Annotated in this window: 18 protein-coding genes; 15 read left to right on the top strand and 3 right to left on the bottom strand. The window is 43.8% G+C overall.

Going from position 1 to position 17,121, the window contains the following annotated elements; all coding sequences use genetic code 11:
* Positions 1-4: 4 nt before the first annotated feature.
* The 3 genes from F8C76_RS13700 (at position 5) to F8C76_RS13710 (ending at position 1,416) form a co-directional block, all read left to right on the top strand.
* Positions 5-388 carry a rhodanese-like domain-containing protein gene (locus F8C76_RS13700; protein ID WP_152132272.1) on the top strand — a complete coding sequence of 128 codons (384 nt, stop codon included), beginning with the start codon at positions 5-7 and terminating at the stop codon, positions 386-388.
* Between the two features lie 80 nt (positions 389-468).
* The gene (locus tag F8C76_RS13705; RefSeq protein WP_152132273.1) at positions 469-807 is read left to right on the top strand and encodes a rhodanese-like domain-containing protein; all 339 of its coding nucleotides are present in this window, start codon (positions 469-471) and stop codon (positions 805-807) included.
* A gap of 15 nt (positions 808-822) precedes the next feature.
* Positions 823-1,416 (top strand): Tll0287-like domain-containing protein, encoded by a 594-nt coding sequence (locus F8C76_RS13710; RefSeq protein WP_152132274.1) that lies wholly within the window; start codon positions 823-825, stop codon positions 1,414-1,416.
* A gap of 1 nt (position 1,417) precedes the next feature.
* Here the strand turns inward: F8C76_RS13710 and F8C76_RS13715 are convergent, their stop codons facing one another.
* From F8C76_RS13715 to F8C76_RS13725, 3 genes are read right to left on the bottom strand one after another with little or no spacing between them, the layout of a single operon-like run.
* A complete protein-coding gene (locus tag F8C76_RS13715; protein WP_152132275.1) occupies positions 1,418-2,302 on the bottom strand; it encodes a sterol desaturase family protein in 885 nt (294 codons plus the stop codon).
* A gap of 2 nt (positions 2,303-2,304) precedes the next feature.
* Positions 2,305-2,757, bottom strand: a complete 453-nt coding sequence (locus F8C76_RS13720; protein ID WP_152132276.1) for a monoheme cytochrome C — start codon at positions 2,755-2,757, stop codon at positions 2,305-2,307.
* 2 nt (positions 2,758-2,759) lie between these two features.
* Positions 2,760-3,980: a sulfite oxidase gene (locus F8C76_RS13725; RefSeq protein ID WP_152132277.1), complete on the bottom strand. Its 1,221-nt coding sequence runs from the start codon at positions 3,978-3,980 to the stop codon at positions 2,760-2,762.
* A gap of 167 nt (positions 3,981-4,147) precedes the next feature.
* Between F8C76_RS13725 and F8C76_RS13730 the strand changes: the two genes are divergently transcribed.
* The 12 genes from F8C76_RS13730 (at position 4,148) to F8C76_RS13775 (ending at position 17,114) form a co-directional block, all read left to right on the top strand.
* Entirely contained in the window at positions 4,148-4,354 is a 207-nt protein-coding gene (locus F8C76_RS13730) for a YgaP family membrane protein (protein WP_129655145.1), read from the top strand.
* Positions 4,355-4,530: 176 nt separating this feature from the next.
* Complete coding sequence (locus F8C76_RS13735; protein ID WP_152132278.1) at positions 4,531-5,793, top strand: NAD(P)/FAD-dependent oxidoreductase; 1,263 nt, start codon at positions 4,531-4,533, stop codon at positions 5,791-5,793.
* 89 nt (positions 5,794-5,882) lie between these two features.
* Positions 5,883-6,011, top strand: a complete 129-nt coding sequence (locus F8C76_RS19015; RefSeq protein WP_283016257.1) for a hypothetical protein — start codon at positions 5,883-5,885, stop codon at positions 6,009-6,011.
* Positions 6,012-6,139: 128 nt separating this feature from the next.
* On the top strand, positions 6,140-7,513 hold the full coding sequence (locus F8C76_RS13740; RefSeq protein WP_152132279.1) for a cytochrome ubiquinol oxidase subunit I: 1,374 nt from the start codon (positions 6,140-6,142) through the stop codon (positions 7,511-7,513).
* 1 nt (position 7,514) lies between these two features.
* The gene (gene cydB / locus F8C76_RS13745) at positions 7,515-8,552 is read left to right on the top strand and encodes a cytochrome d ubiquinol oxidase subunit II (RefSeq protein ID WP_129655150.1); all 1,038 of its coding nucleotides are present in this window, start codon (positions 7,515-7,517) and stop codon (positions 8,550-8,552) included.
* Between the two features lie 133 nt (positions 8,553-8,685).
* A complete protein-coding gene (locus F8C76_RS13750) occupies positions 8,686-9,327 on the top strand; it encodes a DUF2202 domain-containing protein (RefSeq protein ID WP_152132280.1) in 642 nt (213 codons plus the stop codon).
* A gap of 96 nt (positions 9,328-9,423) precedes the next feature.
* The gene (locus F8C76_RS13755) at positions 9,424-10,881 is read left to right on the top strand and encodes an NAD(P)/FAD-dependent oxidoreductase (protein WP_152132281.1); all 1,458 of its coding nucleotides are present in this window, start codon (positions 9,424-9,426) and stop codon (positions 10,879-10,881) included.
* 6 nt (positions 10,882-10,887) lie between these two features.
* A complete protein-coding gene (locus tag F8C76_RS19020) occupies positions 10,888-11,022 on the top strand; it encodes a hypothetical protein (protein ID WP_262707914.1) in 135 nt (44 codons plus the stop codon).
* Between the two features lie 167 nt (positions 11,023-11,189).
* A complete protein-coding gene (locus F8C76_RS13760; RefSeq protein ID WP_152132282.1) occupies positions 11,190-12,494 on the top strand; it encodes a TolC family protein in 1,305 nt (434 codons plus the stop codon).
* Positions 12,495-12,501: 7 nt separating this feature from the next.
* The gene (locus F8C76_RS13765; protein ID WP_152132283.1) at positions 12,502-13,593 is read left to right on the top strand and encodes an efflux RND transporter periplasmic adaptor subunit; all 1,092 of its coding nucleotides are present in this window, start codon (positions 12,502-12,504) and stop codon (positions 13,591-13,593) included.
* A 16-nt stretch (positions 13,594-13,609) separates the two neighbouring features.
* Positions 13,610-16,807, top strand: coding sequence for an efflux RND transporter permease subunit (locus F8C76_RS13770; RefSeq protein ID WP_152132284.1), 3,198 nt, complete (start codon positions 13,610-13,612; stop codon positions 16,805-16,807).
* A gap of 1 nt (position 16,808) precedes the next feature.
* Positions 16,809-17,114, top strand: coding sequence for a hypothetical protein (locus F8C76_RS13775; protein ID WP_136564787.1), 306 nt, complete (start codon positions 16,809-16,811; stop codon positions 17,112-17,114).
* Positions 17,115-17,121: the final 7 nt, after the last annotated feature.

The raw sequence follows: 17,121 nt of genomic DNA on the forward strand, positions 1-17,121 counted from the left end.
CAACATGCAAAAAGCACTAAAATTTACCCTCTTTACTTTTAGTTTTTTATGGATGATGTCCTGTCTTCCCCAACAAAAGGAGGTCGTGAAAAAAATAGATAAGGCCACCGTCCAGACTGAAGTAATAGGTAAGGATGTTCAGTTGGTGGATGTAAGGACTCCAATGGAATACCAAGAGGGTCACATAGATGATGCGGTCAACTTCGATATTAGCAATGCGGAAACCTTTGCTTTCCAGTTGGAGGGACTGGACAAGGAAAAACCTGTGTATGTCTATTGCAAAAAAGGGGCGCGGAGCAACAAGGCCGTAGAGATTCTCAAGACCAAAGGATTCACTCAGATTTACGACTATTCCGGCGGGTATGACGATTGGAAAAAAGAGGACTAATTGCCTTTTCGTTGTGTAACCCGCGTTACTGACCATAGCTTTTATCCCCTGTATTTTTGAGGACATAAAATCAGGATAAAATGTCAATATTTAGTTTTTTGTTCCCAAAGGGAAATCAGTCCGATGCCATCCGAATTTTAGATAGGGATGCTTATAAAAGTGCCATAGCCAAAGCCAAGGTGCAATTGGTGGATGTGAGAACGGCTGGGGAGTTTAGGGCAGGACATATTAAAGGAGCTCGCAATGTGGACTATTTTCAATCTTCGGCATTTGGTGAAGCCTTTTCAAAAATGAAGAAGGATGAACCCGTATACCTCTACTGCCAGTCAGGAAATAGAAGTCAAAAAGCGGCCCGGAAACTTGTGGACATGGGCTTCAGTGAGGTCTATGATCTAAGAGGGGGGTATCGTATGTGGTAATTTAAATCGACTAAAATGAAACCAACGGCTATCGTCTTATTTGTTCTTGTAGGGGTGCTTTCCTGCAAACAGCAACCAAAAACATCGGTTGATGGGGAATCCAATCATCCAGATTATTTGGAAATAGGTAGGGAATATGCCCAAGAGACCCAAAAGGTTTTGGGCAAGAACTTAAAGACCACCATTCAGAACGAAGGCGTGGCCCAAGCCGTTGTTTTTTGCAATGAACAGGCCTATCCATTGACCGATAGCATGGCCGCTAACTATAAGGCCAAGATCAAAAGGGTTTCGGACAAACCCCGTAATCCGTCCAATAAGGCCAATCCAGCGGAATTGGGCCATATCAACACCTTTAAAGAAAAAGTGGCCCAAGGGGATTCCATTATTCCCATTGTGGAGGAGGAGGATGGGAAGGTTCATTTTTACACTCCCATCATCACCCAGAATCTGTGTTTAAATTGCCACGGAACTCCCGGAAAGAACATTGCGCCGGATGTTGTTGGGCATCTCTCCGAACTTTATCCCCAAGATGAAGCCATAGGGTATGATGTGGATCAGGTTCGGGGAATCTGGAGCATTGTCTTTGAAGCAGAAAAACGTTCTGAATAAATCAGCCGTTTCTTTTTGATTTGGTAAACCCATGGACCAACTGTCCCCAAAATCCCTTGGGTAGGGTTTCATCACCTGGGAACCCCAACCGTATCTTTCCACCACTTTCCGGAACATAACTGGTACGGAAAATATAATCCCAAAGACTGATGCTTATCCCAAAATTCATCCCATAGGGATGCTCTTTGGGAAGATCATAGGCATGATGATATAAATGCATCACGGGATTGTTCAAAATGTATTTCAACGGTCCCCAGGTCAGTTTTATGTTGGAATGGTTAAAATGTCCAATGGCAATGGCTGCAAAATGTACTAGATAAGCTTGTTCAGGTTCAAATCCGCCAAGTATCATGACCCCCAAGGTCTTTAAGGGTTTGTAGAGGATGTTTTCCATCCAATGGTATCGCAGATGTGCGGCAAACCCCATTTCCTTTACGCTGTGGTGCACCTTGTGAAATTCCCAAAATGCCGGCACCCTATGCAGGAGAACATGGGTGAACCACTGCACAAAATCGAGCACAATAAAGAAAACCAACAATTGGACCCATTGTGGCCATAGGGTCACATCCACAAGGGCCAAACTCTTTGAACTGATTCCCATATCCAAAAAGAGCACCCCAAGCACTTTGTACACGCCGCTGATGACTATGGAAAAAATGAAAAAGTTGAAGAACATGTAAAAGGCGTCCAACCAAAAGTCCTTTCTGAAAATGGACTGCTCCTTTCGCCATGGGAAAAGGATTTCCAATGCCCATACCAAAAGTGAAATGGCAATGAGACCCCAAAAATAGTTGGTGTACCACGGCACTTGAAACAAAATGGATTTCCATGTCCATTGGGCCGTTCCCAAAAATCCGTTCAGCAAAGCATCTAGATATTCTCCCATGATCAATTTAGTTCATACCATTCGGCAACTTCCAAATTCTGCCGCCTTCCCTTGTCGGTAGGGGCGTAGTTTTTGGACAGATAATTTAAAATAAGCTCTTCATTTGCACCCAAATCCCACAAGTTTTGGGTTTCTTGCATCCATACAATGGTGGCTTTCCAGCCCTCCCGGCTCATTCGGTTTTGGGTCACCAATTTGGCGGAATGACAGGCGGTACAATTCTGTATGGTAGCCTGCATCCCTTCATCATCAATAAAACCAGTGGCCACATGGATGCCGTTCTCCACTTTGTCGAAATCCTCAACGGAATCTTCCACCGGTACTTCTTGAAGCTCCGACTTGGGTTTCCTATTGGCAACATAGAACAGCCCCCCGAACAGGACCAGCATCAGCAATAAGAAAGAAGCGAGGATTTTGGTCAGTGCCTTGATCTGCTTTTTAAAGTTGTCTTTCATCCTCAAACAATTTTTACCGCTATTCTATGACAGGCATTGTTGAGGTATCCCTTGGGGTTCCAACCGGGCAGTACCATGGGTTGCGATTTCCCTTGGGAATCCGTTGCTCTGGCCCAAACTTCATAATACCCTTTTTGGGGAAAGGGAATGGTAACGTTGAAATGTTGCCAAGCTAATCGGTTGGTTGGTTTTTTCAAGCTACAGTGGTGCCATGTGCTCCCAAAATCTATGGAATACTCCATTTTGGAAACCTCCAGTTCCCCGGCCCAAGCATGGCCGTTCACCTGCAAGGTTTGTCCTTGTTTGATTAGGGCACCACTTTTTGGATACGTGATCAAGGACTTTATGGGCATGGATTCAATGATGCACATATTTTCATCATCCACTTTAGTGCCAGGGGCAACCGTTTCGCAAGGCACGCGATATGAACTTCCTCCCATTTTTTCCCCATCATGTACTTGGTTGCGCACACTGATGCGGGTCAGCCATTTCCCCGATGTGGAAGCTGGCCATCCACCGCATACCAACCGAAGCGGGTAACCGTGCGCCAATGGAATATCCTCGTCATTCATGGAGAAGGCCAGCAGGGTTTCATCTTGTAAGGCCTTTGGCAAGGGAACACCTCTGGAAATGGGTTCTTTTTTAGGGTCACCGCTCAAATGGGTGTCGGCAGCATGATACCCAATGTATAATGCATCAGGATTCACACCCACGTCTTCAAGAACATCACGGAGTCGTACCCCGGTCCATTTAGCACAAGAGACTGCTCCAATGGTCCATTGGTTTCCCTTTGCGGGCGGATTGAACTCACTTCGCCCATTCCCACCACATTCCAAGGTGAGTTGATAGGTGTGCTGTGTAAATCTGCGTTTGAGTTCGTCCAGGGTATACGTTTTTGGATTTTTTACCGATTCCCCATCTATGGTCAAAGTCCATTTGGAAACATCGATATTCTCTGGGATTTTTCCATTGTTCCGGATGAACATGTATTGGTTGGGGGTAATGTCGTCATTCAACAAATGGGCCTTGGCCTCCATATTCCACGGCTTGTCGTTCAAGACCACCATTTCCTTGTCCTTGTGGAACAATTCAAAAGGGTCAGGGTCCTGTAGACCCAATGGGAGGTAGTTTTTGGGCATTTTGTGGCCAAAAACAATGTCGGCTCCCAATATGCTGGACATGGTGGCCAGTGATAATCGATACGTAAAATCCCTTCTATCCATAAAAAACGAAACTTAAATCTAGCATAAAAATAAATAGAACTGTGTAACCCAGGTTACCGAATGTCCTACGGATTTGGTTTAAATTTGAGAGATGGAGCTGGAATAATGTGAAAATAGGTCTTGGACCTAGAATTACTTAGGTATTTGAAAACATAATACAGATTCATATGAAAAAAAACATGGGCGGTCTGGACCGCATAATTAGATTGATAATAGCCTTGGTGGTGGTTGCCCTATATTATTTTGGGGTCATTACGGGTACTTTGGCCTATGTACTACTGGCCTTGGCTGCCATATTTGTTTTGACAAGCTTTGTTAGTTTTTGTCCTTTGTATGTGCCCTTTGGAATTAAGACATGTAAAGCCAAGGACTAGGTTTTTTCTTGATTGGTTGATGACAAAAACCACCCATTTATGGGTGGTTTTTTTATGGATTTTGGCGAGGATTTCATAAACAGGGCTTAGGTGTTTTATGGATAATGTAACTTTTGTTACACTTTTTTAAGGATATCCATAATATTTTACGGGATAAAATGAAAATAGTGTAAGGTATGAAATCACATTATCAAGTCTTGATCATTGGGGGAGGCACGGCTGGAATCATGACGGCGGCCCAGCTTTTGGCGAAGGACAAAAAATTGGACATAGCTATTATAGAACCCAGCGAAACGCATTATTATCAACCGGCATGGACCTTGGTGGGTGCCGGGGCCTATGATTTCAACAAAACAGCAAAACGTATGGCCGATGTTATGCCCAGCGGAGTGGATTGGGTCAAGGACAAGGCCACAGGATTTAATCCCAGACAAAATAGCGTATCCACCGAAAGCAATGGGGACATTACTTACGACTTTTTGGTCGTTGCCCCAGGATTGGTCATGGAACCCGGTATGATCAAAGGCCTGCCGGAGGCCTTGGAACTTGGTGTGGTTTGCAGCAACTATACGGACCCGGAACATACATGGAACACTATTAAAAACTTCAAAGGGGGCAATGCGCTGTTTACGCAGCCCACCACGCCCATCAAGTGCGGGGGAGCACCTCAAAAAATTGCCTATTTGACGGCCGATTATTTTAGAAAAAACGGACTTAAGAACAAGGCCAATGTCATATTTGCCACCCCGGGAACCGTAATATTTGGGGTAAAGGAAATCCGGGAGACCCTAATGAAGGTGATCGATCGTTACGGCATTCACTTTAAACCGTTTTATTCGCCCAAGGAGATTGATGTGGAGAACAGAATAGTACACTTCAGCCATACTGCACCCGAAGAGAACCGATGTGTCATTAACGAGGATAATGAATTGGGGGAACAAATGGTAGGCGATGTGGATATCAGTGTACCGTTTGATATGTTACATTTGGCCCCTCCCCAAGCTGCCCCTAGATTTGTAAGGGATTCTGCTTTGTCCAATGATGCGGGTTGGTTGGATGTGGACCATCATTCCATGCAGCACAACACATATCCCAATATTTTTGGATTGGGCGATGTAGCCGCCTTGCCAACGGCCAAAACTGGTGCCGCCGTTCGAAAACAAGTACCTGTAGTGGTTGAGAACATCATAAAGTTGATGAACCATAAATCTGCAGACAACCATTCCTATAATGGGTATTCATCCTGCCCCTTGGTAACAGGTTATGGCAAAATGACCTTGGCAGAGTTTGACTATAACAACAACTTCATCCCCGATCCCAAATTAAAACGCATGTTGGTATTTCATAGCGATAAGGAACATTGGAGATTATGGATGCTCAAAAAATACGGTCTCCCGTATTTGTATTGGAACAAAATGCTCAAAGGGAAGAATGTATAGCCTAGTGCTAAGAATGTTCCCTTTTATGAGAATTGTCATAATTTATAGAAGATAAAGCCATTACATTTGGTGGTATTAAATGCACACCTATGAAAACTTTTTTGGCACTTCCCTTGGTTTCTTGGGACAACGGTATAATCATGATCGCTGTATTTGGTGCAGTGGTAGTGGCTTTGGTTCTTGCTGTCCTAATGATGATGAATAGCGGAAAAAAATAGAAAAACCTTTAATGATTCACAGTTTTAACGCAATGATTTCTGCTATTGTGTTAAAACTGTTTTTTTGTAACATGGGTAACTTAGAAAGATAGTTTTCATGGGTATTTTTGAAATACAAAACCATATCCATGGAAACCGAAATTCTCGCCCGGATTCAATTTGCCTTCACCGTTGCCTTTCATTACATCTATCCGCCTTTGAGCATAGGCATCGGCCTGTTGTTGGTCATTTTTGAAAGCATTTATATTAGGACCAAAAATGAGACCTATCATAAATTGGCCCGTTTTTGGACCAAGATTTTTGCATTGACCTTCGGTATTGGTGTTGTCACCGGGATTGTAATGGAGTTTGAATTCGGCACCAACTGGGCCGTGTATTCTCGCTATGTAGGTGATGTGTTCGGTAGCGCTCTGGCTGCGGAAGGAATATTTGCCTTTGCCTTGGAAAGCGGTTTTTTGGGGATATTGTTGTTTGGCTGGAACAGGGTGAAACCTTGGGTGCACTTGGTGTCCACCATAGGGGTTTTTCTAGGTTCCATGTTCTCCGCTATATGGATTGTGGTGGCCAACAGCTGGCAACAGACCCCTGCCGGATTTCACATTGTGGGTGAAGGGCTGGACGCTCGTGCAGAGATAACCGATTTTTGGGCCATGGTATTTAACCCATCCAGTGTGGACAGACTTACCCATGTTTGGCTCGGTGCTTTTTTGGCCGGCGCCTTTTTGGTGTTGAGCGTACATGCCTATTATCTCATCAAGGGGAAGTATGTGGAAATCTCCCAAAAAGCCTTTAAGATAGCTTTGGTAGTGGCCACGGTATTTTCGTTGGGACAACTGTTTACGGGGCACCAGTCAGCAGATGGAGTGGCCAAGAACCAACCCGCTAAATTGGCCGCACTCGAAGGCCACTTTGAGGCATCCGCTCCCGCAGACATGTACATAATGGGTTGGGTGGATAAGGAAAAGCAAGAAGTTAAGGGAATAAAAGTACCGGGGGGGCTATCTTTTTTACTGGAGTATGATTTTGAAGCCCCAGTGACAGGCCTTAACGCATTTCCCGAAGATGAGCGTCCCTCGCAGATCAATGCCGTTTTTCAGTTTTATCACATTATGGTGGCCATTGGTATGGCTTTGATTTTCCTAACAGTATTGGCTACTGTAATGTGGTGGCAAGGTAAACTCTTTACTAAAAAATGGCTACTCTGGATTTTTGTTTTTGCAGTTTTTCTGCCCCAGATTGCCAATCAGGTAGGTTGGTTTGCAGCCGAAATGGGAAGACAGCCTTGGGTGGTGTATGGCCTTCTGAGGACCAATGAAGCATTCTCCCAAGCCGTTTCGGAAAATCAGATTTTGTTTTCTTTGATTTTGTTCTTTTTGGTCTATGCCCTGTTGTTTATGCTGTTTATTTACCTATTGCACAAAAAAATCAAACATGGCCCCTATGAAGAAGCAGAAACTGATGATACACCCTTTGGGGGAACACTAACCCATATAATGAATTGATATGGAAACGTTTTTAGGATTGGATTATCCCACATGGTGGTTTTTGGTAGTAGGCGGACTTTTTTCGGGGTATGCCATTTTGGATGGTTTTGATTTTGGTGCAGGTGCCTGGCATCTCTTTTTAAAGAAAGAGAACAGCCGCAGAATTGCGTTGAATGCCGTTGGCCCGGTTTGGGATGGCAACGAGGTTTGGTTGGTAATCGGTGGTGGGGCGCTGTTTGCAGGGTTTCCCGTAATGTATGCCACCATGTTCTCTTCTTTATATATTCCTTTTATGTTGTTCTTGTTGTTCATCATATTTAGGGCCATTTCCATTGAGTTTAGGGGCAAGGAGCCCATGCTTTGGTGGAGAAGACTTTGGGATGTTTGCTATAGCATCTCCAGTATTATGCTGGCTTTTTTGTTGGGAGTGGTGCTTGGAAATGTCTTGCAAGGAATAGCCATCGGGGAGAATTATCAATATCAGGGTGGGGTTCTTTTCGAGTTTTTAAACCCCTATGCCTTGATGACAGGGTTTACCACCTTATTTCTTTTTATGACCCACGGGGCCATATTCCTTCTTTTAAAAACCGAGGGAAGGTTGTTTGCCAAATTGACAAGGCTATTGAAAACGGGAATGATTTTCTTTATTGTGAGTTTTTCCATAACCACTTTGTACACGTTGATTTATATCCCACATCTCTCCGATGATTTTAAGAGCAATCCAACCTTGTTCGTAGTGCCTCTGCTCACTTTTCTGAGTATTGCCAACGTACCCCGACTCGCTGAAAAGCGAAAATATAAATTGGCGTTTCTTTTTTCCTCTTTGACCATTGCATTTTTGTTGGTTTTGGTGGCTGTGGAGCTGTATCCTGTTTTGTTGCGTTCCACCATAGATCCACAGTATAATATTGATATCTACAATGCGGCCTCTTCCACAAAATCCCTACAGATAATGCTTACCATTGTGGCCATAGGTACTCCACTGGTTCTTTTCTACACCATATTTGTGTATAAAACTTTCTGGGGAAAAGTAAAACTGGACGAAACAAGTTATTGAACAGAGAATATTTCAAGTAAAGGTCCTGTGTTAGTGGGGCCTTTTTTAGTTAAAGTTTTGTTTAAAGAAGAGACAGGGTAACCAATGTTACTGATTTTGATGTGTACTATGCTGACTTTTAGAGGAAAAAGCTATGAAAGCACGTATTACAGTACTTGGTCCCGTTTTGTTCTCCATCCTATTGGTTTTTGGGATGCTATCAGGGTGTTCTGATTCAAGTGATGAGCCCATTGATACACAAATCAATAATGATGATACAACCTTAATTTCTGAAGAAGATGAACAAGCACTATTGTTCATGTTGGAAGAAGAAAAGTTGGCAAGGGACACCTATCAGTTTTTGAACGACTATTGGGATATGGTCCAGTTTGAAAATATAATGCAGAGCGAACAGTCCCATATGAACGCCGTGGAAACTTTATTGAAGGCCTATCGTATTCCATATGAAATTTTGGAAAACGGCAAATTCACTAATGAAGATTTACAGGCATGGTACAACAAGTTTGTGGAAGAAGGAGTGGTTGATGAGGTAGCAGCCCTTACCATTGGTGCCACCATTGAGGATTTGGACATTGTAGATTTGGAAGACCATATCCAAGCGACTTCCAACCCCTACATTATCGAAGTGTTTTCAAGTTTGCAATGTGGTTCACGAAACCACTTGCGAAGCTTTGTACAAAGCATTGAAAATCTTGGTTCCACGTATGAACCACAATTCCTTTCCCAGGAAGCATACGATGCTATTTTGGAAGGGTCGCATGAACAGTGTAACTAAAACCATTACAATTATTTAGCGTCTATTTTTCCAATGTGACCTAGGTCACTTTATATCTGAAAACCTAAAGGTAACTTTGGGTAAATCGTAAAGAAAATGGCCAAAATAGTTGTTTTGGGAGCTGGTATTGCGGGTCATGTGGCAGCCTCCCATCTTAGAAGAAAGCTCAATAAGGAGCATGAGGTTGTGGTGGTTTCCCCCAATAGCAATTACCAATGGATTCCCTCCAATATTTGGGTGGGGATCGGTAGAATGAAACCACAGGATATCTTATTTCCATTGGCGCCTTTGTATGCCAAAAAGCATATCGATTACAAACAGGCAAAAGCCGTTAGTTTTCACCCTGAAGGAGATCAAGACCAGAACAGGCCCTATGTAATGGTTGAATACGTGTCTGAAGGGAACAAAGGGAACAAGGAAAAAGTAACCTATGATTACTTGATCAATGCCACGGGGCCAAAACTCAATTTTGAAGCTACGGAAGGACTCTCCCCCGGGAAGAACAAAGCACATTCCGTTTGCACCTATACCCACGCCCAAGAAGCGTGGAATGCATTGGAAGGCCTCATAGAACAAATGAAGCAGGGCAAGAAAATCAAAATATTGATTGGTACCGGCCATGCCAAATCCACCTGCCAGGGCGCCGCATTTGAGTATATCTTAAATGTGGAACAGGAACTTAGAAGACACAACGTAAGGGATAAGGCAGAAATCACATGGATTTCCAATGAGTTCAACCTAGGGGATTTTGGAATGGATGGTATGTTGATGAGCTACGGAAGCAATATCATGAAATCCAGCGAAATGGTGGGAATGGTCTTTGAAGATAGAAACATCTCGTGGATTTTGGGTGCCGGGGTCAATAAGGTCGAAGATGGAGTGGCCCATTACGAAAATTTGGACGGGGAGCAGAAACAGGAAAGTTATGACTTTGCCATGCTCATTCCCTCTTTTTCGGGCCATGGGTTTAAAGCCTATGATAGAACTGGGATGGATATCACGGATAAACTTTTTAGGGGATTTATGATCGTGGATGCGGACTATACCCCCAAACCCTATGAGGAATGGAGTGTACAGGACTGGCCGGAGACCTATCAAAATCCATCATATCCCAACATTTTTGCTCCGGGCATTGCCTTTGCCCCACCCCATAGCATTTCAAAACCGAGAAAGAGCAAAAATGGCACGGATATTACCCCTGCTCCGCCAAGAACGGGGATGCCATCCGGAATTACGGCAAAATTAGTGGCCGATAACATTATAGAAATGATCAAACAATCCAATAAGGAACTTCACCATAAAGGATCCATGGGCAATATGGGAGCCGCCTGTATTGCATCGGCAGGGTTTGGAATGACCACGGGAAGTGGTATAAGCATTACTACCTATCCCATTGTGCCCGATTATCAGAAGTATCCGGATACCCATGGAAGAAAACTGGGGAAAACTTTTGGTTCCATTGGATTGGCAGGGCACTGGTTGAAATTGGCCCTGCACTATGCCTTTATATACAAAGCAAAAATGAAACCCTTTTGGTGGTTGATCCCAGAATAGAAAATTATGACACGAAGAATATCCAAATACAAGCGATTTATGATGATGAACCCCATTGTCCAGTTTTTTAAGTTCATCTATTTGAGCATTAAAGTATTGCTGGTGGTCGCTGGCGGACATGGGGGAACCCGAAGCGCTTAGTATACAACCGTTTCTTTTTAATGGGCCTTGGTACAATCCTATGCTAATGCAATAGGGTTTTGTCAAGGTTTTTTTATGGTGTGGAAACGGCACATTTTTTCTTGGTAACCAAGGTTACTGTGCAGGGATTTTAACGAATCTATTTTTGACACAAATTAATTATGCATATGAAACGATTATTTGTTCTAATACTATTCTTTTCTGCACAGCTACAGATTCTTGCCCAAGATCATGTACGGATTTCCTTGGAGGATGTCCAGATGAGGGTGCAAGAATCCAACGCCAGCATTAAAGTATCCGAACAGGAGGCCAAGATGGCCAAGTATGATTATAGGTTCTCCAATTCCATCTATTTACCACAGATTGCGGTATCACACACGGGAATGGCAACCACGAATCCATTGATGGCTTTTGGTTCTAAATTGAACCAAGAGGTTTTGACCCAGGCAGATTTCAATCCAGCCTTGTTGAACGACCCCGATGAGATCAAAAACTATGCAACAGTGGTGTCGGTGCAACAACCCTTGATTAACCTGGATGGGTTTTACCAGCGCAAAGCGGCCAAAACTACCATGGAAGCCAAAGAACTCCAAGCGATGCGAACTCGGGATTATTTGGATTTTGAGGCCCAGAAAGCCTATGGACAACTGCAATTGGCCCATCGTGCCGTAGCGGTGTTGCAAAAAGCACATGAAGCGGCAAATGCCAACTTGAATATGGCACAGAACAGCTATGATCAGGGATTGCTTCAAAAAGCAGATTTACTGGAAGTGAAAGTGCGGGTGACCGAAGTTTCCGATCAGCTGAAAACGGCAAGGAGCAATGTCCAAAATGCATCGGACTATTTGGCTTTCTTGATGAACGAACAGGGAAACGTGGTCTATGAACCCTCCGAAGAACTGGTTCCGGATAACCTTGATGAAAACATGGATGTTTCCTTGGAAAACAGGGCCGATGTAAAAGCCATGGATTTGGTGTCCGAAGCCTATAAAGCAAACATGAGGGCAGATAATATGACCTTTTTGCCTAGGCTCAACGCCTTTGCCAGTTATGAAATGTACGACGACCAGATTTTTCAGGCAGACGCCAAAGGATATATAGTCGGGGCAAGTTTGAGCTGGGACGTGTTCAAAGGCTCCCAACGATTTGCCAAAGCAGGAAAAAGCAAAACAAACTATGAAAAAGCAAAACAAGAATACGAACAGTACATCGCCAAAAGCACTATGGAGCTTCAACGCACCAAACGGATGGTCGAAGATGCGCAAAGTAGGCTCCAGACCTCAAAATTGGCTATGGAACAGTCCGAAGAATCCTTGAGGATACGTACCAACCGATTTGGGGAAGGCTTGGAAAAAACAACGGATTTATTAATGGCTGAGGCCACCTATGCCGAAAAGCAATTGGCGTACTATCAAACCATTTTTGAATACAATCAAGCCCAATCCCTACTCACATTTTTAACCAAAGAATAATTGTAACATGAAAAACACTACGATATATAAAAGTTTCATTCTAACTGCATCCTTGGGTCTGATCCTAATGGGCTGTGGAAGTGATAAAAAACAAACTGCGGATACAACCGCAGCAGTACCGGTAACCGTTGCCAATGTGGATACAGGCGATAGCTCCACCATTTTGGCCGGAAGTGGTCAAATTACAGCCGTGAACAGCGCTACGTTGAGTACCCGAATGATGGGTTACGTGGAGTCCCTTCCTGTGAAGATAGGTCAGAAAGTAAACAAGGGAGACCTTCTTATTTCCATCAACAATGTGGATCTACGGGCCAAAAAAGCACAAGTGGAAGCTTCCATTACCGAAGCTACGGTAGCCTTCAACAATGCGAAGAAAGATTACGAAAGATTCCAGAGCCTTTTTAAGGAAAGCAGTGCCTCACAAAAGGAATTGGATGATATGACTGCACGCTACGAAATGGCCAAAGCCAGATTGGAAGCAGCCAATCAAATGAAGAACGAGGTGAATTCCCAGTTCGCCTATGCCAACATTAGGGCGCCTTTCAATGGGGTGGTTACCAACACCTATATCGATGAGGGAGACATGGCTAATCCCGGTGTTCCCTTAGTATCGGTGGAATCCCCAGGAACAGGATTTGAGGTGGAGGCCAAAGTGGCCGAAAACAATATTTCTTCCATTGAAGTGGGAACCAAGGCGCAGATTTTAGTGAAAGCGTTGGATACCACTCTTACAGGTGAAGTATCCGAACTGAGTGCTTCGGCACAAAATACTGGAGGACAATATATAATGAAGGTGGCATTGGACAAGACAGACGCCAAGATTTTGTCAGGCATGTATGCAACCATAAGGCTGGAGACGGAACAAAAAGGTTATGGGAATGACATGGTTGTGGTTCCGTCGAAGGCCCTGGTGCATAAAGGTCAATTGACCGGGGTGTATACGCTTGGTCAAGATAATGTGGCCTTGCTTCGCTGGTTGCGTTTGGGTGAAAATTATGGTGACGAAGTAGAAGTATTGTCCGGTTTATCCAAAGGAGATCAATACATCGTATCAGCCGAAGGAAAGCTGTACAATGGCGTTAAAGTAAGCATTCAATAACCCAAAAAAGCTAACAATGAAAGACGGACTAGCAGGAAAAATAGCCAAAGGGTTTATCAGCTCCAAACTAACGGTGCTCTTAATGATTGTGTTCATGGTCATTGGGGTGTACAGTTCTTTTTTGATCCCAAGGGAAGAGGAGCCACAGATTGATGTACCCATGGCGGATATTTTTGTGGGATACCCTGGAGCCAGCCCAACAGAGGTGGAATCCAGGATCACAAAACCGCTTGAAAAAATTATATCGAACATTAAAGGCGTAGAGTACGTGTACACCACTTCCATGCAGGAGCAGGGGATGGCCATTGTGCAGTTCTACGTTGGGGAAGATATCGAAAGATCATTGGTGCGCTTGTATGACGAAATCAACAAGCACATGGATCAAATGCCCAACGGGGTTACTATGCCTTTGGTAAAAACCCGTGCGATTGACGATGTGCCCATGCTTGCTCTAACCCTCTGGAGTGATGAGTATGATGACTTTCAACTTAGAGAGATTTCTGGAGAGCTCATCAATGAGGTTGAAAAAGTAAACGGGGTTTCCATCACTAAAAAGATTGGAGGAAGAAACCGTCAGCTTCGAGTGGTGGTGGACAAGGATAAAATGGCCGAATCAGGCATCGATATGTTGGCCGTGGCCCAAATGATTCAAGCCAACAACCAACAAATGGATGCTGGGAATTTCCTTTCCAACGATACTGAGTTCCACATTAGCACAGGTAACTTTTTGGAAAGCAAGGAAGATTTGGAAAACCTGATTGTGGGAACCAAACAAAATCAACCCATCTATTTAAAGCAGGTAGCAACAGTTTTGGATGGTCCAGAATTGCCTAAAAATTATGTTTCCCTTGGATTTGGGGCTGCGAGTTTGAAGTCAGAAACTTTCAAATCTGAATATCCAGCGGTAACCATTTCCATTGCCAAAAGAAAAGGGGCCGATGCCATGAAGATTGCCGATGTGGTGTTGGACAAAGTAGAGCATTTAAAATCAAATTTGATTCCAGCTGATGTACATGTTGAGGTAACCCGTAACTACGGTCAAACTGCTTCGCAAAAAGTATCTGAATTATTGATGCACTTGATCGGGGCAATTATCGCTGTAACCTTTGTGGTGATGTTGGCCATGGGTTGGAGAGGTGGATTGGTGGTATTCCTTTCCGTACCGATCACATTCGCTTTGACCTTGTTGAGCTATTACATGCTCGATTACACTTTGAACCGAATCACTTTGTTTGCATTGGTGTTCGTAACGGGTATTGTGGTGGACGACTCTATTATTATCGCGGAGAACATGCACCGCCACTTTAAAATGAAACGATTGCCGTTCAAGGATGCGGCACTCTATGCCATCAATGAGGTAGGAAACCCGACCATTTTGGCCACCTTTACGGTAATTGCATCCGTATTGCCCATGGCATTTGTATCGGGATTGATGGGGCCTTATATGTCCCCAATGCCCATCGGAGCATCCATTGCCATGTTATTATCACTATTTGTAGCCTTGACCATTACCCCTTATTTGGGATTCATTTTCTTGAGGGAAAAGGACAAAAAGAAAAATAAAAAAGAAAAAGAGGCGGTCGAAATTCAGGACACTTTTATTTATAAAGCCTACGAGCGTTTCGAAAAACCCCTGATTGAAAGTAGAAAGAAGCGATGGGTTTTTATTGGCATCACTGTGGTGTTGTTATTTGCTTCTGTGGGGATGTTCTTCACCAAATCGGTAGCCGTAAAAATGCTTCCTTTTGATAACAAGAACGAGTTCCAAGTAGTTATCGACCTCCCTGAGGGGTCTACTTTGGAACGTACTTCAGCAGTCGCTAAAGAAGTAGGGGCTTATTTGTCCACAAGACCTGAGGTTGTGAACTATCAAACCTACGTGGGCACATCAGCACCAATTACTTTCAACGGATTGGTAAGACACTATGATCTACGTGGCGGAAGCAACATGGCCGATATTCAAGTAAACCTTACCGATAAGCACGACCGAAGCGAGCAAAGTCATGATATCGCCAAGGTGTTGCGACCTAAAATCCAAGAATTGGGCAAAAAGTACAATGCAAACATTAAGATTGTTGAGGTGCCACCAGGCCCCCCTGTACTTTCCACCATTGTTGCTGAGGTATACGGACCCGATTACGAAAAGCAAATTGCATTGGCCGAGGATGTAAAAGGTATCTTGAACAATACCACCGACGTTGTGGATGTGGATTGGATGGTTGAAGACGATCAAGTGGAATACGATTTTGTGGTGGACAAAGAGAAAGCTATGCTTTATGGTGTAACACCCCAGCAAATTGTACAGGTGATGGCCATGGCTTTCCGTGAGCAGCCCGTTTCCCATATTTATCGCGAAGAAGCATTTGACCAAATCGGAATTGTGTTGTCCGTTAGTGAAAAAGACAAATCGAGCTTGGATCAGATCCAACAATTAAAAATAACATCCCAACAAGGGAATATGGTGTCCGTGGGTGATTTGGTTTCCATAAAAGAGGGGACCAAAGCCAAAAGCATCTATAGAAAAAACCAAAAGCGAGTGGTTTATGTGATGTCCGATATGGCAGGTGAACTGGAAAGCCCAGTGTACGCCATTTTGGGCATGACGGATAAGTTAAATCAATTGGAGCTACCTCAAGGCTATTCCATTAACGAACTCTATATGGAGCAACCCCAGTATGAGGATGACTACACGGTAAAATGGGATGGGGAATGGCAAATAACCCTTGAGGTGTTCCGTGATTTGGGAATCGCGTTCCTTGGTGTAATTGTGATCATTTATATGTTGATCGTAGGATGGTTCCAAAACTTTAAAGCGCCAATGGTGATGATGGTGGCCATTCCACTTTCCTTGATCGGAATTGTGTTGGGTCACTGGATGTTGGGCGCATTTTTTACCGCAACCTCCTTTATCGGGATGATTGCCCTGGCGGGAATCATGGTGCGGAACTCGGTATTGCTTATCGACTTCATCAACCTTAGGTTGAATGAGGGAGTTCCCCTTAAGCAAGCCGTAATTGAAGCGGGTGCCGTACGTACCACACCTATTTTGTTAACTGCGGGAACCGTTGTTATTGGAGCTTTTGTGATCTTGTTCGACCCCATTTTCCAAGGGTTGGCCATATCACTTATGGGTGGAACCATAGTGTCTACCGTATTGACGCTTTTGGTGGTGCCATTGGTGTATTATATGATTGAACGTAAAAATTATAGTTAACATGAAAATGATCATTGTTACCACGGTAGAGGAATACAAAAAGGATGTCCTGAAGATTTTTAAAAAGGCAGGTGTTGAAAGTTTTAGCGGTTCCGATATCGACGGATACAAAGGGGCAGCCCCATTGATGTATACCAGCAGTTGGTTTCCCAGTGAAAAAGGCGGGGCCGCTTCCAATATGTTTTTCTCGTTCACCGAAGAGGAAAAAGTAACCGAACTGTTCAAACTCTTGAAACAGTTTAATGAGGAGAGCGAGACCACCAATCCCATAAAGGCGGTGGAAATCCCTATTGAAAGAACCGTTTAAAATACTT

This window comes from Flagellimonas olearia, from assembly GCF_009184425.1.
Lineage (GTDB): Bacteria > Bacteroidota > Bacteroidia > Flavobacteriales > Flavobacteriaceae > Flagellimonas > Flagellimonas olearia.